This window comes from Pseudoalteromonas sp. 2CM28B, from assembly GCF_023161935.1.
In genome coordinates this window covers 82,085-98,310 of sequence record NZ_JALNTH010000027.1, presented here as the reverse complement: position 1 = coordinate 98,310, position 16,226 = coordinate 82,085, and the positions used below count along the sequence as shown (strand labels likewise).

The following is a 16,226-nucleotide window of genomic DNA, read 5'->3' as shown; positions in this document are numbered from 1 at the left end:
CGGCTCCAGTTACACGTCTAGCTCTTTGGGGTTAAACATTTGTACTGCACTTTGCGATTCATCAGCTGCACGTTGTATAGCCGATTTAATACGCTTGTACGCCATACAGCGGCAGTAGTTGCCATTCATATGATTTACTATTTCTTGATCTGTTGGATTTGGATTGTCTGCTAATAGCGTAGCAGCTTGCATAATTTGCCCCGATTGACAGTAACCACACTGAGGTACTTGCTCATCGACCCACGCTTTTTGCAGCGGATGCGCGTTGTTAAGCCCTTCAATGGTCGTAATGTTTTTTCCTGCCACTGCGCCCACGGGTAATACACACGAGCGGGTTGCTTGTCCGTCTAGGTGCACCGTGCATGCACCGCACATAGCAATACCACAACCAAACTTAGTTCCTTTTAACCCTATTTCATCGCGAATAACCCACAGCAAAGGTGTATCTGCACTTGCTTGCGATTTAACCTCTTTGCCATTAACTGTAAACGTCACCATAGCTTGCCCCTTGATTAAGCCTAAATAAAATTAAAGTAACGCATGACCCATACACGTTACTTTTTATACCACCGTACGTTGAAACTATTACGCTTTGCATTGCAGCGCACATTTTAAATGCGCGCTGGCATAACTGTTAAAAATTTAATCTCGTTTTGAACGTTTAACCTAAAGTTTAGGCTATATTTTTTAGTTTATTCGCTTACAGTTAGGTTGTTGTTATTATTAATAAACTGCTTTAATTGCTGTTGAGTGTCGATATCTGTGCTTGCCTGCTTAAGTAAAATGGTATTAACGTCAACCTGTGTATCGCGCAGTAAATGTTGAGCGCCTTTATCGCAATTTAGCGCTGCGAGTGTTTTAAAATCACAGGCAGGAAATACAGCAGGTACGCCAAGGCGCTCGCCATAATCAGCGCACCAGCGCGACGGGTTGTTGTTAAAATGAGTAATTAAAGTATTTATGTGTGCCGCACTAAGCTCAACCTGATCCGCCAGCATAAATAAAATCCCCTCTAATGAGTGCGCCTTACTTATAGTGTGTGTTGCCAGCGCAATGGATTTTCCTAAGCCTATTTGCCAGTGTGGATTATGCAGTATTTCAACATTTTTATAGCCACGTAACGCGTGTTCAATTTGCGTATGCCAAGCACCGCTAATAACGTATATGGGTAATGTGTCATCACCTTGTAAGGTATCTACGGCGCGGCAAATCATTGGTTTATTACCTACATCGGCTATAAGCTTACAGCCGTTAAAGCGCGACGATTGCCCAGCGGCCAAAATAACCTTTGCTACGCGCACCTTAGTTGCCCCAATTACTTAACGATGTAGCATCTTTATTAGCAAATACCGCATGAATTTCGCTAATGAGCGACAAAGCTATGCTCTCTGGCGAGTCGCCTCCCAAATTAAGCCCAACAGGACCAAATACAGGCGCTACTACCTTATTTACCGTTGTATTTGCATGTTCAAACACTTGCGCTCGGCGATGTGCAGGCCCCAGTAATCCCATGTACTTTAGTTGGCTTTGCTCAAGTGCGGCTAACGCCTGTGAGTCAAGCTCTACACTGTGGGCCATTAAAACAGCGGCATCCACTTTGTGCTGTTCGCAAAATTGTTTAAGCTGCGCAGCTGGGCAACGCAAAATATTATCGGCCTGCTTAAAGTAGTCTCTTTTAGCATTTGCAGCTCGGCTATCCCATACACTTACCATCCACCCGAGTTGTTTAGCAAACGCGTATACCGGTATCGCATCAGCGCCACCGCCAACAATTAATAAATGTGCGCTGGGGTAGATAGCCACTTCTAAACGTTGGACTTTATCTTGCTCTAAAAGCGCTGCTTTGCGGTTTAAAGATAAGTTGTGCTGCTGCGCCACAGTTTTAAAAACGCCAGACCCCTTTGCCACCAAAGGTTTAATTTGCTGTGTGTAGTGCCCGGATTGCTTATTTTTAAGCGCATTAAACATGCTATCTAGTTGTAAGTATTCGTTTTCACTATTAACGCTTTGCAAAATAATATGCACCACACCACCACAGCCAATTCCTAGCTGAAATGTTAAGTCGTCTTCATCGGTTGCATCGTAGGTAATAGTTTTAGAATGTAATGAGGTCATAACCTGTTTGGCGTGGCGCTGAATATCAGCCTCTAAACAGCCACCCGAAAGCATGCCTAAGCGCTGGCCAAGGCTCGAAATAAGCATCATCGCGCCCAATTTTCGATAGCTAGACCCTTCAATTTGGTACAAGGTTGCTAGCACCCATTGTTGTTCATCACGAAGCGGATACCACGTATTGAGCATTCCTTTTAAATCAGTAACCATAAACTGCAGCCATTACAAACCTTAATATGCGCGCGTTTTAATTATCACCAAGGTGTCGCTTTGCTTCATTTGTTAGATATAACGAGGATAATCAAGCAAAAAATAAGCAAGAAGCGTACGTGATATATTTTAAAATCGATCAGATAGGACGTTATTAAATATGAAATATTATCTTAGCATTTATCGAGGGCGAGGTGACCTGTGTGGATTGAAATTTTTCACTCTAGGTGCAATTAAATCGCCTTCAAAGGCTTTGCCCTGACTAAAAACCAAACGCCCTGTTGTAAATTCATCCACCGCAGTACGCCTCGCGCTAACTTCCTTAATAAGCGTAAAATTTATAAAAAGTTACACATGCTTAATTAGCAAACAATACGTTAGCTTTTTGGCTAATGTGAGCCTTGGCTTAAATAAGCATTAATCTTCAATTAAATCGGTGAGCGTATTAATTAGCTCATCAAACTCATCATTTACACTCTCGCGTTGCTGCTCACTCAATGTGGTATTTAGTTCAATAAGTAGGTTTACATAGAGCGCTAAGTTTGCATCATTACTGGCTAATAGCTCTTCGCTCATATACGCTTCTCGCTGTGTAATTACATAGCTTAATTGTTTTACAAATTCAGCCTCACTGAGCGCTTTATTTAAAAGTACTTGCTGCGCTGCATTTAAACGCGTTTGCTTGTACTGATGCCAAAGCAATGAAGAGTCATAATGAGCATTGTTAGCTTGGGTAATAAGCTGCGTTTGCACAGGGGTTAACTTTCCTAGCCATTGTTTGTAGTAATCAAGCTGCCTTTCTAGGCGTTCGCTTTTGCGCTCCTGCGCTGTTAATTCAGTAAACTCTTCGTATTCTTCGTTAATTTGCGTTTGGATATTAGCAATAAGCTCTTCGCGCTGCGCATAAGAAAGCGTAAGCCCTAACTGCGCGAGCGGTATATGCGCGTGTTCAAGAATGTTTTGAAAATGAGCTCTGGCCAATACCACTTGCGACTTTAGTTGCTGATAGTCTAACTGCTGATTAAATAACCCTTTTAAATTTAGGATATCTTGCTTGTAGGCGGGTAATTGCGTGGTGCGGTGCCACTGCTGGGTTGTGTTAATAATACTTTTGAGTTGCTTGTTTTGCTGCTTATTTAGGTCAATGTAGTCATCTACCCAAAACGATGAAAGCCACGTTAAGTTATTATAAGTAAACGAAGCCGAACAACTACACAAAAATAGCAGACTGAGCGCAATGGCTACGCGCGAAACTTTTATATTTTTTATTTTAAACATGAAATCCTCAACTAACGCTTTCTCTCAAACTCTCACATAAATACGCAAAGATGTTAATTTACTTTAATTGATAATAATTATTATTTACTGTTGACACGCCGTCAAATCTAAATAATAATTAATCGCATAAACAAAGTGTAACGACCTCAGTGCCCAAGGAAGAAATACAGCATGGATGCTGACATTTTGTTTTAAGCGCGTGACTGCTTAATGGCTATTATTTACTCGACCCAAGTAATAGCATAAAAGTTCATCTCTACTTGCTACATTGCTCATATTAGTGACGGTTAATATGACATTAAAAGCGCAGGCCTTGGCTTGCGCTTTTTTACTGCTTTAAATTTTCTGTAATATCTGTATCTTACGCTTATAAACAACGCATTATTAGCAATATAATTGCTTATTTAAGCTATAATTACCACAACAGCTTGGCTAAGTGTTAAACGAGCATATAATCACCAAAGCGTTAGTATTTCACTTAACCCCAAGCACTTGCACCATTTTATACGTGGCTATTAAATAGTAAGTACAAAGTGTTGCAATAAAACAGGTTTTTATACATACACATTGCAACTATTACCTATTGGAGACATGGCTATGTCACAGTTTAATTTAAAAGCATTAATACTCACTGGCGTTTTGCTTTCAAGCCCATTTGCACATGCAACTCTTGAAGACGGTATAAGAGCTGCCAACGAAGGCGAGTTTGCGACGGCACTAAAAGAATTTGAATATTTAGCTGATAAAGGCTTTGCCCCTGGTATTTACGAACTAGGTAAACTTTACGAGGGCGGCTATGGTGTTACACGCGACTACTTTAAGGCGGCAGAGCTTTATAAAGAAGGCGTTAAAAAAAATCACGCTGACTCAATGTTTGCGCTAGCGGTTTTATACGATGAAGGCAAAGGCGTAAAGCTTGATAAGCAAATGGCGGTTACGTTATTTGAAAAAGCAGCGAAAAAAAACCTCCCCGCCGCACAATTTAATTTAGGTGTTATGTATGCAAATGGCGAGGGCGTAACGCGCGATTATAAACAAGCCAGAACATGGTACGAAAAAGCCGCTGCTAATAACTACTCACTGGCGCAATTTAATCTGGCGCTTATGTATTTTGAAGGCCTAGGCATGCCAAAAGACTTAGAGAAGTCGTATGTGTGGAACACCATTGCAGAATACAACGGCAACATGCAAGCAAGCCATAGCCGTAAGCTAGATGAGCGTAAAATGCTACCCAAAGAAATAGAAGAAGCAAAAGAAAAAGCCGACAAAATCTACGAAAAAATACTCGCAGGCACGTACGCCGGTGAAGGTCGCTTATTTTAATTTGCGCCTAGCTAAACCTGAGCGTTTCACAAGGGCAAATGCATCTCGCATTAGCCCTTTTTTATACCCATTTACTTAATATATAAAAATTTAAGCAGCTTAATAATAAGGTTGCTCTGTTTGAGTAAAAGCGCGGTACGCGGGTTAAACGAGCTAGACACCAAGGTGTTTTTTGCATGACTAAAGGTTAAAAACCCTTCTTTACCATGATAATGCCCCATTCCAGAATGCCCAACGCCACCAAATGGAACATCGTCTGCTGTCACCTGCACTAAGGCATCGTTTACAGCAACTGTACCACTTAATGTTTGCTCCATTATGTAATCTTGAGCGTGCTTATCTTGGCCTAAAATATATAGCGCTAAAGGGTGATTATGCGCTTTTATGTAGCTAATTGCCTCATCGAGCTTTTCGTAGGTTTTAATAGGCAAAATGGGGCCAAATAACTCATCTTGCATTAACGTCATATCATCACTAGGCGCGGTAACAATATGCAAACCCATTCTATGCTTTTGTTTGTCTTGCTGGTTTTGATCTAGCGGCTTAATTACTTGCGCACCTAACTGCTGTGCTTGTGTTAAATACCCTTCTAAACGAGTGTAATGCGCATCGCTAATAATTGACGTTAAGTTTTTGCCTTCAACCCCGTCTTTAAAGTGCTTTTTATAAAGCTCGCACAATTGCTGCACCAGCTGATGCTCAAGGGCCTTAGGCACAAATACATAATCTGGGGCTACACAAATTTGCCCCGCATTAGCCATTTTACCAAACAATAATGTTTGCGCTGCTTTTTTAATATTAGCTTGCTCAGTAATGATCACCGGCGACTTACCACCAAGCTCTAAGGTAACAGGAGTTAAATTTTCGCTGGCCGCTTTCATAACCAGCTTGCCCACTGACGTTGAGCCAGTAAACAGCAGATGTGCAAATGGCAGTGCAGAAAACTCACTCGCTACATCGCTTGCCCCTAACACCACTTTACAGTGCGCTTGTAGCTCGTCTGCAAATATTTTTTCGATGACTGCATTAGTATGCGGGGTAAATTCGCTGAGCTTAAGCATAACTCTATTACCCGCAGCAATGGCGGTAATAACAGGCACTAATGCCAATTGTATGGGGTAATTCCATGGTGCAATCACACCAACTACACCAAGTGGCTGGTAAGTCACACTCACTTTTGATGGCCACAAACTTAAGCTAGTAGAGCGCTTACTGGGTTTTGCCCATTTTGGCAATTTTTTAATAATGTGCGCTAAGCCCTGAACCGTAGGCAGAATATCGCCAAGTAACGTATCGAACGCGGTTCTGTAGCCAAAGTCTTTTGATGCTGCATCGATAAACGCTTGTTCATTGCTAACAATGCGTTTGTGCAGCGTTTTTAATAATACGATACGCTTATCTATCGGGAGGTACGACTGGGCTAAAAAGCTATTTTGCAGCTCATTAAACGTATCGCTGAGTGACGGTGTGTGTATGCTATCAGTATCCAAAGGTGCTACTCGTGTATCATTTTGCTACGACTATAACGCCGTTCTGATTTTCGAGCAATAACACTAACTATCTAAAAATTACCGTTTTTGTAGGAACAAATAGCCACAATTAACCACTACTCGCTCAATAATTTAGCCCTTAAATTACTTTTATTTAGCTCGTTAGCGGCTCACAAGGCAGCGTAATAATAAATTTAGCGCCGCCTTGCTCGCGGTTCTGTGCGCTTAGCGTGCCATTAAGCGCGCTAATAATTTGCTTAGAAATACACAACCCAAGCCCTAGCCCATCAACCGATTTAGTACTGTAAAAAGGCTCAAAAATAGTCTCTATATCGTGCACTTCTATACCCGGACCGGTATCTTCAATACACAGTTGCACATTATTATTTAGATTATTGGCACTAATACTCAGCTCGCGAGTAATACACCCCTGCATTGCTTGGCTGGCATTCGATATTAAGTTAACTAACACTTCTTCAAGGGCCGCTTTATCTGCTAACACGTTTAATTGGCTGTCAATTTTAGGCGGTAAAACACTTATATTGTCTTGCTTTAGCTGGTTTTTATTAATCTCAAGTGCCTTGGCTACTGATTCACTTAATGGTACTTCACTAATAATCGTTTTTGCAGAATCAGAAAAATAATTTAGCTGTGCAACTATCTTATGCACTCTTGCTACTAAGGATTCAATAAACTGTAAATTTTCGTTTAGGGCTTCAAACTTTCCTTTAGCTAGCAAGCGTTTAGCACTGGCTAAGTAAGTATTAATGGTATTAAGCGGGTGGTTAATTTCGTGGTTAAAGCCCATGCTAAGTTGGCCAATTGTTGCAAGCTTAGTTGATTGTACAAGCGCATCTTGCTGTGCTTTAAAAGCATTAGTACGTGCACTAATTTCCTGACTGACACTGTGATGGGAATAAACCAGCTTTTTAACGCCAACAAAGCGCCTTAAAACAACATACCCTAGGGCAATAATAAGCGCATAAATTACCACAAAGCCAAATAACGCCGGTAATTGGGCAATATTAGCATTAGAAACATTTACTAATACGGTAACCGATGCGTTCAAAAAGCGTAATTTTTGCTCTACCGATAAATAATTATGCTCATCAATTGTGCTAAACTGTAACCTTTGTGATGTGTAATTTGAATGGGCAATCAGCTTAGGTTGATAATCTAAATACGCTCGACGCTGAGCGATGTCTCGCCGATGAGTAATATCAAGCGTAGAAAACGTATTCAGGCGCCAATTTTCCATATCTGAAATAGCAATCACGCTATCTTCTAGCTGCACATAAAAGTGGCTGCCCTTGGCGGTATTTAAAAGCTCACGGTCACTTTCAAATTTGTTCACATTAACTTTTAAAACAACAACCCCTACCGCTTGATTATTGTTATAAATGGCTTGTGAAAAATAGATGCCACGCTCTTTTGTACGCATACCTACGGCAAAATACGCTACTTTCTCCCCTGCAAATGCGCGCTTAAAATACGGTCTAAACGACAGATCGCTGCCTAAAAAGTTATGATCGGCCTGCCAGTTACTGCTTGCAATCACAGCGCCTTGTTCATCAAGAATATAAATATCTGAGGCACCACTGGCTTGTTGTATATCAGCTAAGTAGTTATTAATCTTTTTTTCGTTATTTTGCGCCGCACCTAAAAAATCAATAACCTCATTGTTATAGGTAAGAAGCTGAGGAATTTTTGAAAAACGCGCAAGCTCAGCATCAATATAATGCTTTAACTGAGTTGCTTGCTGGGCTGCTTTTTGCTCGGCCTGATTATAATAATGAGTTCGGCCATAGCAAAACACGACCGACAATAGCACTATCAGTACAACAAAAGATAAAAGAAGTTTTTTAGAAAAGGAGAACATGCCCTAGCTCACAACAAAATAGCTATAAAATTTAAGGGCGCTAGTTTAACGGGTTATGGGCGCTAACAACAGAAACTTTGTGTTAACAAATACAATAAATCTTAATTTATTTATAAACTGCTGCAAGTCTGTACTGACTCGCAACAGTAAACATCATTAGCGGTACTAAAATTACGAGTTAGTGGCTAATTGAGGCTTATTTTTAGCGTACTTGTATAAGCCGATCAGTGAAGCTGCAATCCAGAAAATCTCAATTACAAAGCTTGCAAGGTTAAAGTTGTAACACAAACTGATTAACAGCAAAATTGCCCCTGTTAAATTCATTATGTTGTACAATAACCCCGTTGGGGATGCTTTATTAAGTTGTAATAAAAAGAATGCACCAACAACTAAGAAAGTACCCGCCATACCTACAATATCAAATAACAGTGCTATCACACGTTTATCCTTTGCTTAAAAAACCCAACTAACTGGCCCTATCCTTGGGGAGGGTGTTTTTCAATCATTGAAACAGCAAAACCGGGCGAGTATATCAGGCTTGTTTATTGGTACAAGGTCAATTGTCCGCCTTACTAAGCAGCAAATCTAAGTTTTTCTAGTTATTACATTTTTAAACGTATTGGGTTATTTAAAGGTAACCTTACCGCCAATTATTTTATAAGCTGGCGTACCGCGTATGATTGCTGGGCGCGCAAATGGGCGCTCGCATTGGGGGCAAATACACGGTGTAGTTGTGTAATCTTGGGTTATTCGCTCTATAAAACACTTTACTAAAGCGCCTTTGCCACCTTTTCTATATTTAAACAGCGCCCCTTTGCAAGCAGAGCAAAAAATATCGACTGTTTTAGTCGGCCCTTTTTTATTTGGCTTAGCCATACACTCCTTAACATACCTACGTAGATACAAAGCAGGCATTTTAGCAGTTAATAAATAAAAACGTTACAGAAGCTAGGCAAACTGCCTAATAAGCGGTGGAGAAAAACGCAGGGGATTAAATAATAGGTACGATATAAAACACCATAAAAGCGTTTCGCTAATCTCTAAAAAACAAACGGTTTAATTGCGCTGATAACACATTCATATTAAATGGTTTAATAATAAACCCCGACACTTTTGCTTTGATAACTTGTTTTACTGTATCAGCGTTATCTTCGCACGTGACCATAATAACAGGTAAATCGACTAAGGCTTGGTCGTGGCGTATATTATCAAGCAAGTTTACACCGTCTACTTTAGGCATGTGTAGGTCGGTTATTACTAAATCAAACTTTTGCTGACGCAGTATTTTTAACGCCTGTTGGCCGTCAGTTGCCTCCACAACATTTTTGTAATCAAGCTGCCTTAACATATTAATTAATACGTGGCGCATAAGTGGCATATCATCAACGACTAATATTTTCATAATTATCTTTATTGTATTTTAGCGCTTAAAGGTGGCGCCTTATTTAGCGTACTTAGGGCCATACACCTATAATAAAACCCATTAATGTAAACTGTAATGTGTAATACCCTGCATTAATTAAAAATAACTTGATTGGCCGCTGCTCATAAATGTAACTGAGCCCCAGCGAGCTACCTACCCAAAACAAACCGATGGCAAAACCTGTAAAGGCGCCCTCTCCCATTCCGGCTTCTTTACCTAAAAATAATGAAAGCACCACTGCCGACAAAAGTGCAAGTACCATACTGCCGCCAAAAATTAACGCCGGTTTTGCTGTTTGTAAATCAAGCTCCGTAAGGCCTGTACACTCTAACCAAGCATTTTTAAAAAAAGCGTTTGAATACCAAATACCGCCAAGCATAAAAGAGGAAAGCGCCGCCACAAGCACGGCAAAAAAATTAACATCAGTAAAATTCATACATACTGCCATAATGCATAGTGTACAAGGGTATTTTGACTGTAGTTAAAAATACCCTAAGCAGCAAATTATCGCCTTTAAAATATATGGTATAGGGCGCGTTGGTTTTTGTGGAGGCTTTTAAAAATCGCCATAGGTGGCACGCGTTTGTGCCTTTAAATCGGTTGGCGAAAGCGCTACCTCAAGCCCTCGCTTACCTGCACTTACATACACTGTTTTAAAGGCCATAGCGCTTGAATGAATAAAAGTGGTTAGGCGCTTTTTTTGCCCAAGCGGGCTAACCCCTCCTAAAATGTACCCCGTGGCGGCTTGCACCTTTGGCGCGCTTGCCATTACGACCTTTTTAGCGTGACTCAGTTTGGCCAATTGCTTTAAATTTACTTGCTGGGAAACCGGTGTAACGGCAACAATTAACTGCCCTTCATTGGTTTCAAGCACGAGGGTTTTAAATACCTGCTCACTGTTAAGGTTTAATTTTTCAACGGCTTCTTGGCCATAACGCGTTGTATTAGCATCGTGTTGATAACTAAGTACATCGTGAGGCACATTTTGTTTTTTCAGTAATTCTATTGCAGGGGTCATACAATTTAGCCACATTATTTTAAGCGCATTATTAATCTACAATAAGGGTTAAACATTTTGAAGAGTAACTTAATAGCAGATACGTAAAAAGCCTTTTATTGTTGAGGATATAGGTACAAAGGGTAAGGCAGTGTGGAGTCAATTGCCTAAGGCAACAAAATTGCTCAGTGAATTAATCGATTGAGTATATGCACTTTATAATATTGCTAAGTCGTGCCCAATAAAATGGTTAAATCACATGAATTTGAGCCAAAAAAAACGGTGCATCTAGCACCGTTTTTTTTAATTTTTACGATAACTAATTACTTAGTTAAATCGTCAAAAAACTTTTTAACGCCGTCAAAAAAGCCTTGCTCTTTAGGACGGTTTTTTGAGCTATCTTTGCCCATGCTCTCGTCTAACTCTTTAAGTAACTCGCGTTGACGCTCGTTTAAGTTAACTGGCGTTTCAATCACTACTTTACAAATTAAGTCACCTTGAGCACCACTACGAACCGATTTAACACCTTTGCCACGCATACGGAACATTTTGCCCGTTTGTGTTTCAGACGGTATTTTAAGTTTTGCACGGCCATCAAGCGTAGGCACTTCAATTTCGCCACCTAAACCTGCGGTAGTAAAGCTAATTGGCACTTCGCAGTACAAGTTATTCGCATCACGTACAAAAATTGGGTGTTCGCGTACAGATACTTGCACGTATAAGTCGCCAGCTGGCGCTCCGTGCATACCCGCTTCGCCTTCACCGGTTAAACGAATACGATCGCCTGTATCTACGCCTGCTGGAATTTTAACTGACAACGTTTTCGTTTTCTCAACACGCCCTTGTCCGTGACACTTATCACATGGGTCTGAAATAATCTGACCTTGTCCCTGACACGTTGGACACGTTTGTTGAACAGCAAAGAAACCTTGGCGCATTTGTACTTGGCCAGCACCATGACACGTAGTACATGTTTTAGGCTTAGAGCCCGCTTTTGCACCACTGCCATCACACGGCTTACAGCTAACCCATGTAGGTACTTTTATTTCTACTTCTTTACCACGGACAGCTTCTTCTAAGCTTAGGTCCATGTTGTAACGTAAATCTGATCCACGTTGCTGACGCGATTGACGACGGCCACCACCGCCACCAAAAATGTCACCGAACACATCACCAAAAATATCACCAAAATCGCCTTGACCACCACCGCCAAAGCCACCGTGACCGCCGCCACCGCCTTGTTCAAAGGCAGCATGGCCGTATTGGTCATACATTTGACGCTTTTGATCGTCGGTTAAAATCTCGTAAGCTTCTTTTACTTCTTTAAATTTAGTTTCGAGATCTTTATCACCGGCGGTACGATCTGGGTGATATTTCATCGCTAAGCGTTTATACGCTTTTTTTATGTCTCTCTCGCTTGCATCTTTGCTTACGCCGAGAACTTCGTAATAATCGCGTTTTGACATATCTATCACACTACTCTTTTCTATTTGCAGCTAGGCTGCGGGATAAACCGATAAATCACATCGATTTATCATGAAAATTTTAAACCTTAAATACATACAAAAGGCGCGACAAGCTGTAGCCTGCGCGCCTCAAAAGTTCATCCTACCCTAAAAACTTGAGCAAATCATGTTGTTTAGGCTAGTTAGAAGCTTAGCTGACAATTACTTGTCGTCTTTTACTTCTTCAAACTCAGCATCAACTACATCGTCGTCTTGCTTAGCAGACTGTTGTGGTTGCTCGCCTGCATCTGCGCCACCTTGTTGCGCTTTAGCTTGAGCGATTTCCATTAGCTTTTGAGACTTTTCAGCAAGTGCTTGCGTTTTAGCTTCAATTTCTGCTTTGTCATCACTCTTAATAGCTGCTTCAAGGTCAACAACAGCTGCTTCAATTGCATCTTTGTCTTCGCTTGGTAGTGCATCGCCAGCTTCTTCAATTTGCTTGCGAGTACCGTGTACCATTGCATCAGCTTGGTTACGAGTTGCTACTAGCTCTTCAAACTTTTTATCTTCTTCCGCGTTAGCTTCTGCATCACGAACCATTTTTTCTACTTCTTCATCGCTTAAACCTGAAGACGCTTGAATCGTGATTTTTTGCTCTTTACCTGTATCTTTATCTTTCGCTGATACATGTAAGATACCATCCGCATCTACATCGAAAGTTACTTCGATTTGTGGAGTACCACGTTGTGCTGGACGAATACCTTCTAGGTTAAATTGACCTAGAGATTTGTTGTCGCTAGCACGCTTACGCTCACCTTGTAGTACGTGAATCGTAACGGCAGATTGGTTATCTTCTGCTGTAGAAAAAGTTTGCGATTTCTTAGTAGGAATCGTTGTATTTTTCTCAATTAGCGCGGTCATTACTGAGCCCATTGTCTCAATACCTAGCGATAATGGAGACACGTCTAGTAATAGTACGTCTTTAACGTCACCTGCTAATACACCACCTTGAATTGCCGCGCCTACTGCTACAGCTTCATCAGGGTTAACATCTTTACGTGGCTCTTTACCAAAGAACTCAGCAACTGTTTTTTGTACTAGTGGCATACGTGTTTGACCACCTACTAAAATGATATCGTTAATATCATTTACAGATAAATCAGCATCCGCTAGAGCACGTTTAAGTGGCTCAATTGACTTAGTTACTAAGTCTTCAACTAATGACTCAAGTTTAGCACGCGTTAGTTTAACGTTCATGTGCTTAGGACCTGATGCATCGGCAGTTACGTACGGAAGGTTAACTTCTGTAGATTGTGCAGATGATAGTTCGATTTTCGCTTTTTCAGCCGCTTCTTTAACACGTTGCATAGCAAGCGGATCGTTTTGTAAATCGATACCTTGGTCTTTCTTGAACTCAGCTACTAAGTAGTTAATTACGCGGTTATCGAAATCTTCACCACCTAAGTGAGTGTCACCGTTTGTAGCAAGTACTTCAAATGTGTGCTCGCCTTCAACTTCATCAATTTCAATGATTGATAAATCGAAAGTACCACCACCTAAATCGTATACTGCAACAACGTTTTCACCTTTGTTTTTGTCCATGCCGTAAGCAAGGGCAGCAGCTGTTGGCTCATTGATGATACGTTTAACTTCAAGACCCGCAATACGACCAGCATCTTTTGTTGCTTGACGTTGTGAATCGTTAAAGTATGCAGGTACTGTGATTACAGCTTCAGTTACTTCTTCACCTAAGAAGTCTTCTGCCGTTTTCTTCATTTTTTTAAGTACTTCTGCAGAAATTTGTGGTGCAGCGCGTTTTTCACCGCCCGCTTCAACCCATGCATCGCCGTTATCAGCTTTGATGATTTTGAACGGCATAATACCGATATCGCGTTGTACTTCTTCGTCTTCAAAACGACGACCAATTAAACGCTTAATTGCAAATAACGTGTTAGTTGGGTTAGTAACCGCTTGACGCTTAGCAGGTTGACCCACTAGAGTCTCACCGTCTTGCGTGTAAGCAATAATAGACGGGGTTGTGCGATCACCTTCCGCATTTTCAATAACACGTGCTTTATCACCATCAAGTACTGCAACACAAGAGTTTGTAGTACCTAAATCGATTCCAATAATTTTACCCATGAATCTTCTCCAACTTCAAATTCGTTAATACGTTCGATGACTAGTAAATAGGGATGCCACAAAGTTAATTCAACTGTAAAAATGAAAAAAAATTCATTTTTTGTAATTTATTTAACAAAAAACCTTAATAAAAGTAGGGTTTGATGTTTTTTACGCCAAATACACCTATTTAACACAACTAGTCTGACCAGTTGTTATGTGCTATATATGTCTGATAATGATAATTTCAAGGATATTAACGATGCATTTTGATGACTTATTAAAACAAGCCTCTGCTATTTCAAACTCTTCTTCGGCTTCGCTTGCCAATAACAGCAGTACAATGGAGTTTCCTGCTAATTGGTGCCAAGGTAGAACCGCTTTTGGTGGCCTTTCTGCTGCACTACTTTATCAAGCAATCAGAAAACACATTGACCCAAGTAGACGATTACTGTCTTTGAGTACTAACTTTGTTGGGCCGCTGCTTGCCGACACGCCTTTTTCTTTGTCAGTTGAAATTTTACGCCAAGGTAAAAGCAGTACTCAGGTATTAGCTAAAGTGATTCAGAGTGAACAAGTGTGCGTTATTGTCCAAGCGTGCTTTGCTATTGATAGGCAATCGGGTGTTAATGTACCGGTTAGTAAAGAAATGGGATTAAAGCCTGTGGATGCACGTCATACATTGCCGTTTATTGAAGGGCAAATGCCTGAGTTTTTTCAGCATGTTGATTTATGTCCGCAACAAGGCGCTATGCCTTTTAGCGCTGCACAGACCTCGCATTTAGGCGGCTGGATGCGCTTTAAACATACCCCAGAGGCAATTACCGAAGCACATATAATAGCCCTTACCGATGCATGGCCTCCTACATTATTACAAATGTTTAAACAGCCGGCTCCAGCAAGTAGCATGTCGTGGTATTTAGAATTTGTGCAAGAACCAACGCTTACACCCGGTGAATGGTTAGGCTTTGAAGCAATTACACATCATGCTAAAGGGGGTTATGGCTTAGAAGATGGCTGTATTTGGTCGCAATCGGGGGAGCTAATTGCTTTGACACGTCAAACCGTTGCTTTGTTTGATTAAGTACCGCTTAGCTTACTAATGAGCTTAGTGGTAACCACTCATTATTTGTTGATATTTTCCCTTTGCTTTTATAGTTAGCAGGCCTTTATCAAATGTTTTTTGCAGCACTGGGTTGTTAAAATAAGCAGGGCGTGGGGCTTTGGGAAAAATTGGGTGAATATTAACGGGTAATGAGTGCGCATAGTCATGGTTATAGTAATGAAATATGCGCTCATCGAGGATAATTACATCCACCCAGTCTTTCATTAGCCTATCGACTTGCGCACGCTGATTGACTACTTCTTCATAACTTGCAAACTGAGCAACCCCTTTTGCAAATGGGGGTGGTGAATAAGCTGTTGCATGTTGAAATCCTAAAACACTTTTATTGTTTAGCTCATTTATCGTCTCAATAGTAAAGTTGCGCTTTTTAAGTGATACCGCCACATTTTTATAACTCAATACTGGCTGACTAGGGTAAATACCTGCGCCGCGCTTTCCTGCGTAATTAAGCAGTATATCCACATTACCGCTATGCAGTTGCTGCTCGGCGCGCTTGTTAGACATGTAAATAACCACAATATTATCTAAGCCTTGGTCAATAAGTGCCACTTTAATTATATTAAGTTGTATACCCGTATCTGTTTTTTCTATTACATAGGGAGGAATAGTCGCACTGGCAGCAATCACAATTGGCTGTTTTTGCCAAGCGGCAGACACTGGCGGGCTTATAAAAAAACAGCTAATAAAGCAAAGTAATAACAGCCTCACATCTATCCTTAACGTATTGTTATTGCGCTTAATGATGAATCGCGTTGTATTAATAACTTAAATATAGCAAAATTGCGTAAACATTCTTCTTTGATGGTTATAACTTGCAAACAA

Annotated in this window: 16 protein-coding genes; 2 read left to right on the top strand and 14 right to left on the bottom strand. The window is 40.8% G+C overall.

All coding sequences use genetic code 11. The features are described 5' to 3' along the window. Positions 1–9: 9 nt before the first annotated feature. From MTN96_RS26325 to MTN96_RS26310, 4 genes are all read right to left on the bottom strand, one after another. Positions 10–498, bottom strand: coding sequence for a (2Fe-2S)-binding protein (locus tag MTN96_RS26325; protein ID WP_029771953.1), 489 nt, complete (start codon positions 496–498; stop codon positions 10–12). A 194-nt stretch (positions 499–692) separates the two neighbouring features. Beyond that, positions 693–1,301 (bottom strand): nucleotidyltransferase family protein, encoded by a 609-nt coding sequence (locus MTN96_RS26320; RefSeq protein ID WP_248533217.1) that lies wholly within the window; start codon positions 1,299–1,301, stop codon positions 693–695. 1 nt (position 1,302) lies between these two features. Further along, positions 1,303–2,322, bottom strand: a complete 1,020-nt coding sequence (locus MTN96_RS26315; protein ID WP_138579077.1) for an XdhC family protein — start codon at positions 2,320–2,322, stop codon at positions 1,303–1,305. A 417-nt stretch (positions 2,323–2,739) separates the two neighbouring features. Next, positions 2,740–3,600, bottom strand: a complete 861-nt coding sequence (locus tag MTN96_RS26310; RefSeq protein WP_138579079.1) for a DUF6279 family lipoprotein — start codon at positions 3,598–3,600, stop codon at positions 2,740–2,742. 597 nt (positions 3,601–4,197) lie between these two features. Here MTN96_RS26310 and MTN96_RS26305 point away from each other — a divergent pair. Beyond that, positions 4,198–4,923: a tetratricopeptide repeat protein gene (locus MTN96_RS26305; protein WP_024032214.1), complete on the top strand. Its 726-nt coding sequence runs from the start codon at positions 4,198–4,200 to the stop codon at positions 4,921–4,923. A 71-nt stretch (positions 4,924–4,994) separates the two neighbouring features. Here the strand turns inward: MTN96_RS26305 and MTN96_RS26300 are convergent, their stop codons facing one another. The 9 genes from MTN96_RS26300 to dnaK all read right to left on the bottom strand — a co-directional run bounded on the left by MTN96_RS26300 (position 4,995) and on the right by dnaK (position 14,299). Beyond that, on the bottom strand, positions 4,995–6,413 hold the full coding sequence (locus tag MTN96_RS26300; RefSeq protein ID WP_248533215.1) for a coniferyl aldehyde dehydrogenase: 1,419 nt from the start codon (positions 6,411–6,413) through the stop codon (positions 4,995–4,997). A gap of 154 nt (positions 6,414–6,567) precedes the next feature. Then, positions 6,568–8,292 (bottom strand): ATP-binding protein, encoded by a 1,725-nt coding sequence (locus tag MTN96_RS26295; RefSeq protein WP_248533213.1) that lies wholly within the window; start codon positions 8,290–8,292, stop codon positions 6,568–6,570. A 171-nt stretch (positions 8,293–8,463) separates the two neighbouring features. After that, complete coding sequence (locus MTN96_RS26290; RefSeq protein WP_004588716.1) at positions 8,464–8,730, bottom strand: hypothetical protein; 267 nt, start codon at positions 8,728–8,730, stop codon at positions 8,464–8,466. A 186-nt stretch (positions 8,731–8,916) separates the two neighbouring features. Next, positions 8,917–9,168, bottom strand: a complete 252-nt coding sequence (locus MTN96_RS26285) for a hypothetical protein (protein WP_248533211.1) — start codon at positions 9,166–9,168, stop codon at positions 8,917–8,919. 157 nt (positions 9,169–9,325) lie between these two features. Beyond that, the gene (locus MTN96_RS26280; protein WP_024031358.1) at positions 9,326–9,694 is read right to left on the bottom strand and encodes a response regulator; all 369 of its coding nucleotides are present in this window, start codon (positions 9,692–9,694) and stop codon (positions 9,326–9,328) included. 52 nt (positions 9,695–9,746) lie between these two features. Next, positions 9,747–10,151: a DUF1761 domain-containing protein gene (locus MTN96_RS26275; protein ID WP_248533209.1), complete on the bottom strand. Its 405-nt coding sequence runs from the start codon at positions 10,149–10,151 to the stop codon at positions 9,747–9,749. Between the two features lie 120 nt (positions 10,152–10,271). After that, positions 10,272–10,733, bottom strand: coding sequence for a Cys-tRNA(Pro) deacylase (ybaK, locus tag MTN96_RS26270; RefSeq protein WP_248533207.1), 462 nt, complete (start codon positions 10,731–10,733; stop codon positions 10,272–10,274). A 302-nt stretch (positions 10,734–11,035) separates the two neighbouring features. After that, positions 11,036–12,178 carry a molecular chaperone DnaJ gene (dnaJ, locus tag MTN96_RS26265; RefSeq protein ID WP_024031901.1) on the bottom strand — a complete coding sequence of 381 codons (1,143 nt, stop codon included), beginning with the start codon at positions 12,176–12,178 and terminating at the stop codon, positions 11,036–11,038. 201 nt (positions 12,179–12,379) lie between these two features. Further along, positions 12,380–14,299, bottom strand: coding sequence for a molecular chaperone DnaK (dnaK, locus tag MTN96_RS26260; protein ID WP_024031902.1), 1,920 nt, complete (start codon positions 14,297–14,299; stop codon positions 12,380–12,382). Positions 14,300–14,540: 241 nt separating this feature from the next. On the opposite strand from dnaK, the gene MTN96_RS26255 reads away from it, so the two are divergent. Further along, positions 14,541–15,362, top strand: coding sequence for a thioesterase family protein (locus MTN96_RS26255; RefSeq protein WP_248533205.1), 822 nt, complete (start codon positions 14,541–14,543; stop codon positions 15,360–15,362). A 24-nt stretch (positions 15,363–15,386) separates the two neighbouring features. Here the strand turns inward: MTN96_RS26255 and MTN96_RS26250 are convergent, their stop codons facing one another. Next, positions 15,387–16,112, bottom strand: coding sequence for an ABC transporter substrate-binding protein (locus MTN96_RS26250; protein WP_248533203.1), 726 nt, complete (start codon positions 16,110–16,112; stop codon positions 15,387–15,389). Positions 16,113–16,226 lie beyond the last annotated feature (114 nt).